The sequence below is a fragment of the Tunturiibacter gelidiferens genome (assembly GCF_051013345.1).
In the GTDB taxonomy this organism is placed as follows: domain Bacteria; phylum Acidobacteriota; class Terriglobia; order Terriglobales; family Acidobacteriaceae; genus Edaphobacter; species Edaphobacter gelidiferens_A.
On sequence record NZ_CP132939.1, the window covers coordinates 4,430,420 to 4,445,426 of the forward strand.

General features: G+C 55.7%; 11 protein-coding genes and 2 pseudogenes. 5 read left to right on the forward strand and 8 right to left on the reverse strand.

The features are described 5' to 3' along the window. Positions 1–211 precede the first annotated feature (211 nt). Positions 212–1,340, reverse strand: a protein-coding gene (locus RBB80_RS22170) for an IS3 family transposase (RefSeq protein ID WP_433964538.1) whose coding sequence is annotated in 2 segments (ribosomal slippage) — positions 212–1,094 and positions 1,093–1,340 — 1,131 coding nt in all. Because the reading frame shifts where the segments join, the coding sequence is not laid out codon by codon here. Positions 1,341–1,439: 99 nt separating this feature from the next. Here RBB80_RS22170 and RBB80_RS22175 point away from each other — a divergent pair. The 3 genes and pseudogenes from RBB80_RS22175 to RBB80_RS22185 form a co-directional block, all read left to right on the forward strand. Continuing rightward, positions 1,440–1,685 (forward strand): annotated as a pseudogene (locus tag RBB80_RS22175) (transposase); the annotation flags it as partial. A 196-nt stretch (positions 1,686–1,881) separates the two neighbouring features. Further along, positions 1,882–2,058: a PEP-CTERM sorting domain-containing protein gene (locus RBB80_RS22180; RefSeq protein ID WP_433964539.1), complete on the forward strand. Its 177-nt coding sequence runs from the start codon at positions 1,882–1,884 to the stop codon at positions 2,056–2,058. Between the two features lie 82 nt (positions 2,059–2,140). Then, entirely contained in the window at positions 2,141–2,506 is a 366-nt protein-coding gene (locus tag RBB80_RS22185) for a hypothetical protein (protein WP_433964540.1), read from the forward strand. Between the two features lie 811 nt (positions 2,507–3,317). On the opposite strand, the gene RBB80_RS22190 is transcribed toward RBB80_RS22185, so the two are convergent. Continuing rightward, positions 3,318–3,470 carry a tyrosine-type recombinase/integrase gene (locus RBB80_RS22190; RefSeq protein WP_433969813.1) on the reverse strand — a complete coding sequence of 51 codons (153 nt, stop codon included), beginning with the start codon at positions 3,468–3,470 and terminating at the stop codon, positions 3,318–3,320. Between the two features lie 34 nt (positions 3,471–3,504). Here RBB80_RS22190 and RBB80_RS22195 point away from each other — a divergent pair. Continuing rightward, positions 3,505–4,022: pseudogene (locus RBB80_RS22195) on the forward strand (IS6 family transposase). 172 nt (positions 4,023–4,194) lie between these two features. On the opposite strand, the gene RBB80_RS22200 reads toward RBB80_RS22195, so the two are convergent. The 6 genes from RBB80_RS22200 to RBB80_RS22225 form a co-directional block, all read right to left on the reverse strand. Further along, positions 4,195–5,442, reverse strand: a complete 1,248-nt coding sequence (locus RBB80_RS22200; RefSeq protein ID WP_433964541.1) for an MFS transporter — start codon at positions 5,440–5,442, stop codon at positions 4,195–4,197. A gap of 23 nt (positions 5,443–5,465) precedes the next feature. Then, positions 5,466–8,090: a M14 family metallopeptidase gene (locus RBB80_RS22205; protein ID WP_433964542.1), complete on the reverse strand. Its 2,625-nt coding sequence runs from the start codon at positions 8,088–8,090 to the stop codon at positions 5,466–5,468. Beyond that, a complete protein-coding gene (locus RBB80_RS22210) occupies positions 8,087–9,874 on the reverse strand; it encodes a hypothetical protein (RefSeq protein WP_433964543.1) in 1,788 nt (595 codons plus the stop codon). Before RBB80_RS22210 ends, RBB80_RS22205 begins: the two co-directional genes overlap by 4 nt. A 48-nt stretch (positions 9,875–9,922) precedes the next feature. Beyond that, complete coding sequence (locus RBB80_RS22215) at positions 9,923–11,014, reverse strand: DUF2891 family protein (protein ID WP_433964544.1); 1,092 nt, start codon at positions 11,012–11,014, stop codon at positions 9,923–9,925. Positions 11,015–11,198: 184 nt separating this feature from the next. Next, a complete protein-coding gene (locus tag RBB80_RS22220; protein ID WP_433964545.1) occupies positions 11,199–12,773 on the reverse strand; it encodes a TonB-dependent receptor domain-containing protein in 1,575 nt (524 codons plus the stop codon). Continuing rightward, positions 12,680–14,068, reverse strand: coding sequence for a carboxypeptidase regulatory-like domain-containing protein (locus RBB80_RS22225; protein ID WP_433964546.1), 1,389 nt, complete (start codon positions 14,066–14,068; stop codon positions 12,680–12,682). Before RBB80_RS22225 ends, RBB80_RS22220 begins: the two co-directional genes overlap by 94 nt. A gap of 253 nt (positions 14,069–14,321) precedes the next feature. Between RBB80_RS22225 and RBB80_RS22230 the strand changes: the two genes are divergently transcribed. After that, positions 14,322–14,939 (forward strand): GntR family transcriptional regulator, encoded by a 618-nt coding sequence (locus RBB80_RS22230; RefSeq protein WP_433964547.1) that lies wholly within the window; start codon positions 14,322–14,324, stop codon positions 14,937–14,939. Positions 14,940–15,007 lie beyond the last annotated feature (68 nt).

Sequence of the window (15,007 nt, forward strand, 5' to 3'; positions counted from 1 at the left end):
TGGAAAGAGCAAGATGTTCAGCTGCGCTCGCCCTGTGCAGGTCAATCGGTGTATTGTCCCTCCCTTGGTCACCCTCTTCCAGACCCCACCGTTTGAGATTTTCCTCCAATTGGTCAGCGACAGCTTTCATGAATTGGAGTGCCCGGCAAATTTTGTGCCAGTGAGAACCATACGAAACTGGCCTGTGAAGGGCCTGGAAAAGCTGTACCAACTAGAGGGTTAGGAATCGGCTTGTTTTTGTTTCAGCCAGATCGCGGTTAACCGCGATCTGGCTGGTGAACTCCTCTGGTGTCCTGTTGGCGAGAGCCCTGTGAGGACGACTCTCATTGTATTCCCGCCGCCAGGCTTCGATGATCTGCTTTGCTTCGGTCAGATTCTGGAACCAGTTCGTGTCGAGACACTCTGATCGGAAGGTTCCGTTGAAGCTCTCCACGAACGCGTTATCGGTTGGCTTACCGGGCCGCGAGAAGTCGATCTTCACGCTGTTCCGATACGCCCACAGATCCAGCATCTGACCGGTGAACTCAGACCCATTGTCACAAAACAGCAGCTTCGGCACACCACGCTGCTCCTTTAGTCGGTTCAACACGCGCACCACATCTTCTCCTCTCAGGCTCTGCCCAACTTCGATGGCAAGACTTTCTCTGGTGTAAATATCCACGATGGTCAGCGAGCGGAAGCGCCTTCCATCGCAGAGCTGATCGGCAACAAAATCCATGGCCCAGACCTGGTTCGGTCCGGTTGGACGGAAGCGCTCTTGTCGATGCACCACGGCCCGCCTTCTTCCAACGGGTCGCTTGCGCAGCCCCAGCCCCTCTTCCTTATACAGCCGATAGACAAGGTCCTTGCCCACCTTCCAGCCCTCACGGTTCAACAGCACGCGGATCATCCGATACCCGTAGCGCACGCGGGTCTGCGCGATTTCCCGGATGCGCATCCGCAACTCGATCCACTGCTCCTGGTGGCCTTCGTAGCGATACGTCGCCCGGGCCAACTCCAGAACACAGCATGCGTGCCGTTCGCTCACTCGATAGCTCTGCTCGAAGTACTTCACCATCGGGCGGCGCCGCGAGGGCTTCACAACTTTTTCTGAGCACATCCTGCAACATCGTCTTATCCAACGTCAGTTCCGCCACCAACTGCTTCAGCCGCGTGTTCTCATCCCGCAGTTGCTTCAGCTGCCGGACCTGGTCGACTTCAAGGCCCATGTACTTCGCCTTCCATCGATAGAACGTCTGTTCACTGATCCCGACCTTCCGAATCAGCTCCGCCACCGGCACGCCTACCTCGGACTGCTTCAACACCGACACAATCTGCTCTACCGAGAACTTCTTCTTCATGGCAAAATCCTCCACCCTCTTCAGGGCCGGTTTTGCCGAAAGACTAACCCTCCATATGGTCCAGTTCTAGCCGGGCCCATCACCTGAGAGGAGCTTTGTATGGGACGAGGGAAGAGGTATCAACCGGAGCAGGTGGTGAACCTGCTGCGACAGATTGAAGTGGCGGTGGCGAACGGGAAGACGACGGCACAAGCCTGCAAGGAAGCGGAGATCGTGGAGCAGACGTATTTCCGTTGGCGCAAGGAGTATGGCGGTCTGCAGGTGGATCAGGCGCGACGGCTGAGGGAGCTTGAGCAGGAGAATGCGAAGCTGAAGCGTCTGGTCGCTGAACTAAGCCTGGACAAGCTATGGGATAGCTTTCGGTCCGGTAGTCATTGGCAATCATACTGACGAAATCATTTTCTATAATCCGGCATCCCTGGCAGCAGAGGGCGCTGGGCCGATTGACTTCGCAATTGATTATGATATTGACATTCCGAGCAAAACCGGAGTCGTTTACTACGAAGGAATTCAACTTTATTCCGGCAGCGAAACATCTCCAGTGTTCACCCCGGGAACCTATCAATTGGGTAACAGCGCTTTCGAACCTAATGGTCCCGGCACTCTCGTAATCGATGGATCTCCGTCACCTGTGCCTGAAGCTTCGACGCTGGTCCTATTGGGCATCGGTCTCTTAGGTGGTTTTGAGGTAATCCGACGTAAAACTGTCTGCTCTTAGTAGGCTCCGACCTCTGTTAGAGAAGGCCATTCCCTAATCGGTATGGCCTTTCATCGTTTAGGATTGTTAGCACGGAGGCTACTTGAACACAGAAGAGATAATCGCTCAGATAGACGAAGAGATTTCTAAGTTGCAACAAGCTAAGACTCTCCTCTTAGGGAATGCAGGTGTAAAGCGTACGGTTGGTCGTCCTAAGAAGAGCACTACAGTTGCAAGGATTCTCAGTGTCGAACCTGCAAAGCGTGTGTTGAGTGCTGAGGCTAGGGCCAGCATTGCTGAGGCTCAGAGGAAGCGTTGGGCCAAGTCAAAGAGACTCGATAAGAAAACAGCTCATACATCAGCCGTGAAATCAGTAGCAAAGGCTCTCGGTGCAAAGCCGGTAAAGAAAGCAGCTGCAAAGAAGGCTGCAAAGGCAACACCAGTCAAAGCGTCAACACCTACCGCGTGATGACTACAACAACAGAAAGCCCCGCCAAGTGGGGCATCACCCTACCAGCACCAACAGTCCCACCACCAAACTCAACAAATCCGTCCCAGCCAGGCGAGGTCCGATGACAAGCGGTACTCTGTTTTTTGTCCTGATCGGGTCAATCCTTGTTTTCTTCATTTGTGTGCTACTCAGACATTTAGCTTTACTGGGCCGGGCGCGAAATATTGGACCGATACCTAACGGGATCGCGCAAGGCTTGTTACTCCAAAATGTCCGACGCGAGTTGCCAGACGGTCCCTTGCGTAACCGGGTACGGTCGCTGGAAGCAATGGCTATGACTGCGTGGGTCGTCGGAGCAATAGCACTCGTCGCCCATCAGTACAAAAAGTAACGCTTTGAAAGCGTAGCCCATGGCAGCAACACCCAGAATCATCGTAGTAGGAGGCGGACTAGCCGGACTATGAGGGGATCGTCCGGCTAGAGCCATGAAATAGAGCTGATCTTCGATTGCATCGCCTCAGACTCTGCCGGTCTGAGGTAACGCATAGTGGTTGTCATATCTGAATGGCCTGTGTTTCCATTACCGTTCTGATATCGACACCGTTACGGAGCAGGGTGGTTGTGTATGTGGCGCGGAACTTGTGAAGATACCAAAGGCCACACTCTTTGCTCTTACCTTTACAGCCGTCGCATTGACCACAATTCAGCTTGGCAGCAGTCGTCACCCGTTTGAGGGTACGCAAGAGCTTCTTATTTGGCGTGTCGTTCTCGGTGCCGATTACCAGTTTCTTTGATGGGTGTTTAGCTCTCCAAGCCTTCAACAGCTTGATCAAATCGTTGGGGATGGGTACAGATCGTTCAGCCCGATCTTCTTACCCGATTTCCTTTCCTCGCGAACCTTGAGGATCTTGGAATCGAAATCAACATGCTGCCAATCGAGATGCATGGCCTCGCTCATCCTCAAACCCGTCTTTAGAAGCAGATTGCAGTGTTACGGCCCTGAGCTGGAGCAGCGAATGCGACGGCATCTTAAGTCTACAAACAAGTCTTGGCGGGTGGATGAAACCTACGTTCGGGTGAAGGGTCGCTGGTGTTACCTGTACCGAGCCATCGATTCCACGGGTGCCACCATCGATTTCCTGTTGTCAGCATTCCGTGACGCAGATGCTGCCAAGCGCCTGTTTCGCAGGCGCTCCGCGATTCATCCCATCCACAACCTCGAGTTATCAACACCGACCAGGCACCAATCTACAGCTCCGCGATCTCCGACAGTAAGAAAGAAGGGACGCTGCGCGATCGTTGTCGACACCGACCTGTGCAGTACTTGAATAACATCCTCGAACAGGATCATCGAGCCATCAAACGTCGAGTGAACGCCAAACAGGGCTTTCGAGAATTCCAGTCGGCTCGGCAAACCATTCAAGGCTACGAGGCAATCCACATGATACGGAAAGGGCAGATTCGATGGGTGGCAGGACATGATCTGCTTCGGCAGATTGAGTTCATCGAGAACCTCTTCGATTTGGCAGCCTGAACATATGTGCGCACATGCAATAATCTGCCTGCGTTCGAAGGTTGCAACACTGCCCTTCAGTTTGATATTAAGCTGATACAGATGATGGCACTCTCGCAAGAATGACTATATGGATTTCACGCAATCACTAATTAGAACAGGTTCCCAGACGATGGAGTCGGGGTCACCTCCGTCACGAAATTTGCACCAGCCCACGCGTTTCACGTAAACCAGAAGCGGTGATCGCCGCGAGGAGGAAGCCTGCCGAGGTAAACGCAAGAGCCGATCCCATTCCATGCGTCTCGGATAGCCTGCCAATAGTGTAGGGAGCAGCCGCGCTGACGACCCGTCCAAGGTTATAGGCGAAGCCCATGGCTCTGCCGCGCAGCGCAGTGGGAAACGCCTCGCTGGCGATAACACTGAAGCCGCTGAAGTAGCCAGATCCCCAGAAGCCAATGACCGGTCCTAATAAGAGGAGCGCTGTGCCGCTTCCCACGAGCGCATAGATGGGGACCACACAGGCCGCAACGATCAGATATGTAATGTACGTCCGCTTGCGCCCAAAGCGATCGGCGAGATATCCGAAGCTGGTGTAGCCGAGGAAGGTTCCGGCCTGCATGAGAATCGTCCAGCGTGCGGTGTGAACGATATCCAGGCCGTGGCCGCCCTGCGCGATGGGCAACGAGAGGAACGCAGGTACCCAGGAGAAGAGTCCCCACCAGGCGAAGAGGCTGGCTGCATTCATCGCCGTAATGATGAGAGTGCTTCGGCCGAGAGAGCCACGGAACAGCTGGCCGAATGAGCTATCGTTCTGCGGTTCGCTGCTCCAGACTTCAGGTTCCTTGACTTTGCGACGGATCCACACCGTGATAAGAGCAGGGAGCATACCGATCAGAAATACGGCACGCCAGCCAAAGTGAGGCATCACAAGCGCGACGACCAATGCGGCCAGCGCATAGCCGATCGCCCAGGAGCTCTGCACGATACCAAGCGCTTTGCCGCGATGTTCATCGGGCCACGTCTCAGCGACTAGAGCTGCACCAGCGGCCCATTCGCCACCCATTCCCAGGCCTAGCAACATGCGACAGATAGCGAGTTCAGGAACGGTATGGACAAATGCGCATAGTCCCGTACAGACGCAGTAGATAAGAATGCTTATGGAAAGAGCGCGAGTACGTCCGAGGCGGTCGGCGACGAAGCCGAAGAAGATACCGCCGATGGCTGCGGCGATCAGCGTGAGCGACATGATGCCTCCAGCGATGGCGGAAGACATATGCAGGTCTTTCTGTGCAGCGGGGATCACCATGGAGTACAGCATGACGTCCATACTGTCGAGCATCCAACCGAGCGATGCAGCCAGGAGGGCGTTCCGGCGCGCGGGCTGAGCAGCCAGCTGCCAGAAGGTGCTTGACTCCGTATTCAGGATCTCGGCAGAGGACATAAGCTCCTTCATTCGCGCTGCGTTTAGTGAAGCGTGGATGGTGCCGGTGATTGTGCCGGATCAGGAGACGCGGGCGCGGCGGGGGTGGCAGGAGCATCGATCAGCACAGGGCGGTCGCGGGTTACTGTCCATTGGACGTTGTCGAAGAACTCGCGTTGCGTGTGTTTGATCTTGAATTTTCCATCGACCAGATATTTCAGGTGAGCATGATCGTACGCCAGACCAGCACCCGCGACGAGATGAAGGTAGGGTCCACGCGCGGTCTCGTCGGGTGCTTCGGTGTAGCCGTCGTCGTAGGTCACATCGGGAAAGCGGCTCTCGAAGGACGGCGACTTCGCGGTGGGCGTCGCTCCCGCCATGGCCATATAAACGCGGATGCCTTTATAAATTGGCTGCTGGAAGGCGCGCTCGTCCCATTGCTGCCCATAGCGGAAGTAGCGGGCGTTCATGCGAGTGCTAAGGTCGAGGACGCCAGGAGCTTTGGCTACCGAATCGGTGATGTAATCGCGGAGTGCGTAAGTGACGGTCTTGCTCTCGGCATGTTCATCATCGCCAAGGTAGTTGAGGCTGGTGAACCAGCCGCGGGGTATCCACCATGCACGGCCCAGCTCAGCCTGATCGCGTTGGATGACCCAGCCGGAGTACTCAGAGAAAGGCTGCACCCACTCATGCGACGGATAACCGTGTGGATTTAGAAATGCATCCGGAAGCCACGCCTTCCAAAGTTGCCGGCGTGTTTGCGACTCGGGGTAGATCGGGTCTTCGTCCCACTGGGCGGTGACGACATCGGCGGTCAGCGATGCGTGATAACCGGCGTGCAGCATATTGTCCGGCGTAATTTTGGCGAGGTCAATCGCAAGCTCTGCACCGTCAGGATTGGTGATGGGATGGACGACGACATTCACTTTCTTGAGCGCTTCGCGCGTGGATGGGTTTGTTACAAGCTCTTCGGCGAGACGTTGGATATGGCTGGTACTCGACACCTCGTTTGCATGCTGGCGTCCGGAGTAGACGATCGTAGCCTTGAGGGTCGTCTCCTTTGCTGTGGAACGTAGCTGCGACGGTGTAGGAAGCATGATGTCACCTGCCCAGATGTTGTTGCCCAGGTAACTTCGGCCCATCCAATACACATCGACACCGGGATAGGTCGCCAGGCGGGCGAGCAGATGCTCGTTTTCGTGGTCGTCAATGGGTTGCTCCCACTGGACGTAGGTTTTGTCATCCTTCAACGGCGTAGGCGTGACCTCAGTGATCTGCGGCCGGCTGTGCGCAGGAGGCACGATAGCTGCCTGCGCAACGACCGCCTCGCGCAGGGTATGTTCGGGCGGGTGCAGCTCCAGGGGTAGCAAAAACTCCACCTTCATCTGCTTCAGATGCAGATAGGACAGAGAGTCGCGGTAGAGTCCGGCGGCGTGCAGCTTCTCAAGCCAATCGAGCTGCGCACTTCCCTGTTGGGCGGATAGGACAGTACGTTCGAGTTGATCTTCGGTGACCAGCTTGCGCCACTCCGTAAATTTATCCTCATTGCTCGCAACCGGAAGCTGCCAAGTAAGCGAGTCGAGCGAGTCATGTCCGGCATGCAGGCGTAGCCCGACAAGCCTTGGGCTGATATTGACGATTAGAGGCAGGTCACGAGCGCGCTCTTGCTCGGGATCGTCCTGTTTTTCGCGCCAAGCCAGACGCACCTGGGGGCGCGAGGCATCCTTCGCGTAAAACTCCACGCGTACATGCCCATCCTTGCCCTCTTCGGAGAGATGCGCCACGGGCAGGATGCGGCCCATGTAGTCCATTGCAGCGGTCGAGATGAGGTCGCCGAACATGTAGAACGAGTTCTGCGTTGCAAAGAGGACATCTTCCTGTAGTGACTCGAGCGATGAGATACGTTCCTGGTCGAGGCCGATGCTGTAGTCAGGCTCGCTGAGGTGCATGTCGATCCGCAACGTATCGAAGAGAGGCTGGAACTCCACCTTGGGTTTACCCTCGTTCTGTTTGCGGACGATCGCGAAGACACGCGGAAGTGTTTCGTTCTGGTAGTGGTCCCAGAAGAGTTCGGTGTCGGTCGCGATGCGCTCGCTCGTCATGGGTTTGCCACTTACAGAGATGTCGAGCCATCCGGTCTCGACATGAACCTGCTCATAGTTAGCGAACTCTTTGCTATACGGACGCGGCGCGATGTGAATGCTGAAATCACGCGTGAGGATCTCGTGGCCATCGGCGGTAAAAGCATGCACGCGATAGGTTGGCCCTTCGTCAGTCGGCATCTTTGAAAGCTCAACGCTGGCAAGGGGAATATCGAGTTTCTTCGCCAACATCTCATCGACCGGGTAGAGCTCCTGCACCCAGCGGGCCTCGGTCCGCATCGCGGAAGACTGCGTAGGGTCTTTGTAGGGCGCAAATTCGATCTTCAGGCGCTGCACCGGCTTACCCGCGAGCGCGACCGCGACATCATCCATCAGCCAACTGTAACCCTGTTTATATGCGCAAAGAACTTCTACCTGCACATCAACGATCCCAGCCTTGGCGAGTACAGTCTTGATGTCGGCGGTTAGCTTCAGCCGCTGCTCGGGACTTTCGCTGACGCCGGCCTGCACGACGATCGGCTGCCCTTTGGGTAGAGACGCCGCAGCTTTCGTAACTGCATCGATCAAGCGCGTGCCCTCCACGGCAGAGCAATGTCCTCGGCAAAAGTAGGCTCCGCTTGATGAAAAGGAATAAGATCGGACTGAAGATATTGTGCGGGCTCGTCGGCGCAGCACTTGATTCCGGCGTGAAGATTGCCTGTGACGACATCGACTTTGTCGGCGTGGAGTCGCTGACTCAAGAACTTTTTGACATAAGCCTTCAACCCGGGATCAGCTTCGTCCACATCGATTTCGGCAGAGACGCTGGCCAACTTGCCAGGGTGTGTTTTGGCCAATTCCTTGCTCCATTGGTCGAGATGGTAGAGTGCCGCCGTCGTCTGGCCGATCGAGGAACGCTCGGAGAAGAATCGCCGGACATCGTCGCGTAGCTCTTCAAGCGGAGTGAATCGTTTGCCAGGCTCCCACAGAAACGGAGCATTGTTGGAGGTATAGTTCAGCGCAGCAGCCGCACCGGAGTCGTCACCTCGAACCAGAATTGCATCGGACTTGCCAAAGCCATGCTCGACGACGCGCAGTTCCCCTTCGTCCGCTGAGAGAGTTGGCAGTTGCGCAGCATTGGTTGCAGCCTTAAAGCTACCAGGGACAAGTTTGTCGAGATCGACACCAGGCTTTGCGGCAAGCAAGTCTTTCAGGTGGTCTGCGGCTGGGGAACCTTCTACGAGAACAGCCTCACTCTTTATCTGCGAGGAAGTCAGACCTGGATCGGGGAACGCAAGCGGCAGGCTGAGGCCTGTCGTCTCAAGCCCCATCCGCGCAGCAAGGTTGGCAAGCGCGACCCCGCGAGAGCCTGCCGGGAGATAGAGCTTTGCCGCGACGCCTGCCGGAATTGGCTTCTTTGCACTGCCGGTCAGCAGACCCTTTGTCGTGTATAGCGTTGCGAGATCAAGCGAGCGGCTGTCTCCGTCGGCCAACTCGGGTGAGGATGGTAGAGAGCTTGCACGGTTCTGTGCAGCGGAGTTTGCAATGGTCAGCGGCGTTTCACCTATCATCAACTCAATCTCCTTCACCGAGCCGAACGCCACCGGCGTTCCCTCATCAGGATGCAGCGTCTTTCGCACCGCTTCGACGTCGGTGGTCCCGGCGACGTCGAGTATGACGCGTCGCACGCCAGCTCCTTCTCCGAAGATCAGTGCAATCGTCTCTATGGTGATCTTCGGCAATATCTTGGCAAATGCCGCGTTGGCGTTCTTCGCAAGCAGGCTAAGCTTGTCTCCCGGCACCGACCAGAGGAACGGGGCACGTGCAGCGTATCCATTCGCTGCGGCAAGAAGGCCGACGGGGTCCGGTGCGATGAAGGCAAGACCGCCGTCGACGCTGACCACAGCACCCTCGCCCAAACCTAGGGAGCGAAGCACAGGCTCGACCTTCTTGAGCTGTTCCGCAGAAAGGGCAGTCTGACCGACCCAGAAGTTTGCGCCCGGCGAGGGACATCCGGCGACAGGACGCGGACCACCCTGAATTACGAGGGGAAGCGTGAACGCGGAGCTCTCATATCCGAGACGCGCTGCGAGGTTGGCAGCAGCTGCATTATCGGCGGCAGAGGGCGATGCAGACACGATCACGTGTCCACAGACAATATCGGCGATCTGGTCGCTGTTAGTGTCCTGAAGGATGACGCCGAGACGGAATGGGTCTTCGAGCAGGCTCGTTTTCTCCGGCGACGTTGCCACAGCAGGCACTTGGGGTGCAGGAAGCTGAGATAAAAGAGCAGGAGTTACCAGTAAGAGGAATACACAAAGCAGGGGCTGAAGATTGAGCTGTCTTGCTCGGCGTTGCAGAAACTCGGTCATGCTTGCGCTCCTAATGGTTTGCTGTTCACTTCGGCTGTGACTTACTTTTCATCGCGACTGCGGGTAGGTCGGAGGATCATGATGGCTGGCACGGAGATAAAGAAGGGCGTAGGTCCCAAGCCAGTGAGATCCCATATAGCCCGCCTCGGATAACGCGGCGAAACCGGAGGATGCATCTCGCTTGGACAACGTACGTAGAGCAGCAGCGCGGGGATCGCTCGGAGGCAGCGCATCCGCGATAGCCGCTATGGCAAAGGCCCGGTGAAACGCGAGACCGATCAGATGAGACTTTCCGGCGAGCTCCTCCGGATTTTGCAACCTGCTGATGTCTACCGGTTGCACAAGGGGCTGGAACTCCGGCGAGTACAACGGCGGCAGGAATTTGCTGAGCCAGTGCGCATAAGCTGTACGATCCATGGTATGAGCCATCAGCTGCGCTTCAGCGAGGCAGGGCGAAAGAAACTCTGTACCACCTGGCTCAAACCACGTCGGGCAATGCTCATCTTTGCCGAAGAGTCGCGATGCATTACGCAACACCGCATCCTTCAGCTTCGTATCGGAAGTTGTGTTGGCATAGTCGAGCACCAGTGTCATCGACAGAGCCGTGTTAGGGTGTACGCCAACCCTCGTGGCATACGGCAGATGATCGAAGAACTCTATCAACTTGGCGGAGAAGAGCTCCGCAAGCGGCTGCAGATTCGAAGCGAGCTTCGCGGCGGCAGGATCATTCCAGGTCTTGATCTCCGCATAGAGCTTCAGCAGCCACGCATAACCGTAAGGTTTTTCGAATCCCTTGGCCTCTTTAAAGAACTCTACTTCGCCAGCGATGTTCTTTTGTCCTAAGTGGTCGGTCAGCTTCTCATGCAAAAGCGATGCCAATGGAAGATTAGGAAAATCTTTGAGCAAAGCGACCATCGCCCAGGAAGAGTTTACGGCGGAGTGCCAGTCGTAACAGCTATAGAACGCATGCGTTTTGTCGTAGTCCGAATCAAGCCGAGGCTTAGAAGCATAGTCCCAAAGATACTGGTCGCCCTCCGGTGGCGGCTGCGGATGGTCCATACAAGAGAGTGGCCACGCTGCTAGTGTGTTAGCCTGCTCAGCGGTGAAGACAGGGCTGTTCACGGGTGTCAGCGATTTCAAGTAGCTCTCGATGCGCAGCCGGTCTGGTTCTTGAGCTCTACAGATTACCGGCGTAGCCGCAAGCAGCACGCTCAAGCCTGTGGTCGCGGTACGCCGTAATACTGGCCTCATGACACCCTCAAGGAAGAAGGACAAAAGTGTAGAGAGCCGAATTTCGGCTCTCCATGGAGCTTCCAGGCTGAGGTTAGAAGACGAAGCGAGCTGCGAGCTCCGCCTGTTGCAGATTGGTGGCGTTGGTGGCCCTACCGAAAGTGCTTGAGGTCGCGCTGTTCGTGATACTCGAGTTCACATAATTGACGTGGCCGAAGAGGTTGAAGGCTTGCCCGTAAACCTCGAGCCGCATCGTTTCACGGATCTTGAAGTCACGCAGCACACGCAGATCGAAGCTCTGGTAGTTGCTATTTTGCAACTGACTGACCGAGATGGCACCAAGCCCCTGCGTAGCACGGTAGGCATTGATAGCGGCAAAGCTGATATTGCGATTCAACTGGTTGCGTGTCGTTCCAGGTACGTACTGAGAAGTGGAGTCGGCATTCGGAGTAAGCGAGGTTGCCGCGGTGGTAAATGCCAGTGCGCTGAGAGGCAACGATGAACGCACTGTGTAGATGGCACTCAGCATAATGCCGTATGGCGCCTGATAGGCAACACTGCCCACAAAGGCGTGACGGCGATCCGTGCTGCCGGGGCCCCAGTCAAGACCGGGATTGAGCGGATTACTGACGATATTCTGCGGATTGTTATCCTTCGCCGAAGACAGTGTGTAGGAGGCACTATAGAGATAGTGGTTGGCAAGACGCTTATCCATATGAACAAAGAGCGCCTTGTACTTGCTGGAAGCAATCGGCAGGTGGGAGTTGATCTGCGCCCAAGTAGCTTGAGGACGAACGGAACTGACCGGATAGTTCTGCGGGTAATTCAGGTCGAAGACGCGATAGTCGCGAGATCCGTGTGTGTAGAGCCCGTCCACCTGCAGCGCGAGATTTGGGCTGAGCTGCCGCGAGTAGCCGACGGAGAACTGCTGCGCGTAGGGGTTCTGGAAGTTCTGGGGAAGAATAGTTACATTTGGATTGTTCACCGAGCAGAACTGCAACGCCGTCTTACCGTTGAATGGATCGGGATAATTGGGCGAGTTGATGGTGATGTTGCAGCTAAGAAGGTTGCGCGGTTCACCGACATTCTGCAGGGTCTGAATGTTGTTGTAATAAATGCCGTAGCCGGCACGGATCACATCGCGCGCCTTCTTGGTCGGATCCCACACCAGGCCAATGCGCGGTGCAACGTTATCGTCGTCGCCGCGCGTGTGCGGATTGCCCAGGAACGGGATAAGTGCCTGTGCCGGAGTCAGGGTAAGTCGCTCATCAAATGAACCGAACTGGCGCTCCCAACGGATGCCGATGTTGGCAGTAAGGGTGGGGATCACCTTCCACTCGTCCTCGACAAAGACGCCGATCGGAGTAGTCGGAGTATATGTGGAGAGAAACGGAATGGTCTGAGAGTAAGATGTTGGCTTCGTCAACGCAGCAATAGTAGCGGGGTTGGTGGGGTCGAACTTCTGATCGGTTCCGAACGTCCACGTACCGTTATAGTTCGATGCGCCGCCATCGGTGAAGGGGATGTAGCTGGTCTCGAATCCAGTACGGAAGTTGTGATTGTGCCAGATGTAGCTTAGGACATCATTGACCTCGTAGCGGGACTCGACCCCGGTCTCTGCGTAGGCGAAGCCGTACTTAAAGCTTGGAAAGAGGTAGCCGGTCTGCAATGCTGCCAGTACCTGCGGGAGTAGGATGTCGGATTGGTCGGGATCGCAGCGCTAGGGGGCCCGAGCTCATACGCTGCTCTCGCATACTGGAAGTGAAACTCGTTGACGAAGTTTGGATTCAGAGTCCACGTGTGTCCGCCCACGATCGAGATGCGGGGAATGAGGCCGTTGTAGCAGTCGTAGACCGAATTGCCGCCGCAACCCTGAAAGGTGTACTTGTTCCACTCCTGTGCGTAGCGAACGAATAGCAATTGCCGGTTATTTATCTGGTGGTCGATGCGGCCGGTAAGCATCTGGTCGTAGCTGGGCTGATCGAAGTTGCCTTCATTTACGGAGTAAAACTCAGGGTGTCCCGTCGCGACTGTGTACACCTGCTTAGTTTGAGTACGTTCATAGGCAGCATAGAAATGAGTGCGGTCATGAATGATCGGACCGCCGATATCTGCGCCGAACTGGTTGCGGAGGAAACTTGGATTCGTGCTCTGAAACGGGGTAGGGCGGTTCAAAGCCTTTTGCCGGAAGAGCTCAAAAGCTTCTCCATGAAACTTGTTTGTGCCGCTTTTGGTAGCAACCGTGATGACGCCGCCGACCGAAAGCCCATACTCCGCCGGATATTGCGAGACGAGGACGTTGAACTCCTGCACCGCACCCTGCGGAAAGTTCTGCCGTGGCTCGCCCTCTTCGGCCCAGGTGTTGATGACGCCGTCGACCTGGAATCCGTTCGAATAAAAGGCCGAACCGCCGCCAATCTGAACGTTGTTGTAGAAGGTCCGTGAGGCATCCTGGGTGGTACCCGGGATCAGCAACGCGAGATTGAGGTATTGACGCGTGTTGACGGGTAGTTTGTTGATCTGGTCGTTGCTAACACCACCGCCCACCTCGTTGCTTTCTGTATTCACCTGAGGTGAAAAGCCTTCGACCGTGACGGTGTCGGACGTGCCGCCAATCGAAAGACTGATGTCTTGGCCCAGGTGCCCACCAAGCGTCACTATGAGGTCGGTCACAGCCTTACGAGAAAAACCATTTGCGGTCACGATAAGGCTGTAGTGACCGGGCAGAACCGGCTGAAAATGATACGCTCCATCGGTTGAGTCGATCTCGCGGCTTACGCCGGTGTCCATGTTCGTCAGGACCACGTGCGCTGCGACAATGGCGGCACCCGAGTTGTCCATCACATGTCCGGAGACGTCAGCATCCGCACCCTGGGCGTATGCTCGCGAAAGTAAACCGAACGAGGCTGTGAAGAGGGACAGAAGAACTATTGACCAGATCCTGCCTTGCAGAAATGAGCGCATCTCACCTCCGGATCCCCGCTGAACGAACAGCCGAGCCGTTGAATTATTTAGATTTTTACACCGGTGGTTGCACGTTTATAACTTTACCTATGCAATATGTCAAGAAATATTTGACAGTGATTGAAGTGCAAAAATGCCAATGATTTACCAGATTTTGCGTTTTTTTTGCTTGACCAGATTGACGAGACGACGGATGATCAAGCTGTATACAGCTCTCGGTGATCTAAGGAGGTTTATGACGGAGGCTGTTCGTGTGTATCTCGCACTGAGAAACGACATTATCGCTTGCGATCTGCAGCCGGGTGCCTCGGTGTCAGAGTCAGATATGTGTACGCGCTATAAGGCCAGCCGTACGCCAGTCCGCGAGGCCTGCCATCGGCTTCAGGAAGAGGCGCTGCTACAGATCGTGCCCTTCCGCGGCTATTTCATCGCGCCGCTCACCATTGAGGAGTATCGCAATCTGAATGAAATGCAGCTTATCGTCGATCCTTCAGCGGCCGCGCTCGCCGCTGAGAGGGCAACCGACGCTCAGATCAAAAGCATTGAAAAGTGGGCCGGCTATGTTTACCACCCAGGGCAGAAGAAAAGCTACGAGACCTTTCTCGAGTGGAATCGCAACCTTCACGTGGAGATCGCAGCGGCCAGCGGCAACGAGTTGATCTCCGATGTCACCTCCAATTTGCAAACACGGCTTATCCGATACTTCTATCTCGTTATTTCCATGGCGAGCTACGGTCAAGAGCTCGTCGACGAACACGACGAGATCGTCAAGGCCATTCGTGCACGCAAGCCGGAGCTAGCCAAAGCACGCGCGGCCGACCATGTGCTTCGAACGATCGAAAGGACGTCGAAGATCGATATTCCAGGTTAAGTCAGCCGGAGGAGATAAAAATTCGCGGTCTCTGTGTTGAAACGTTACAGAGATCTTTCACCAGAGTT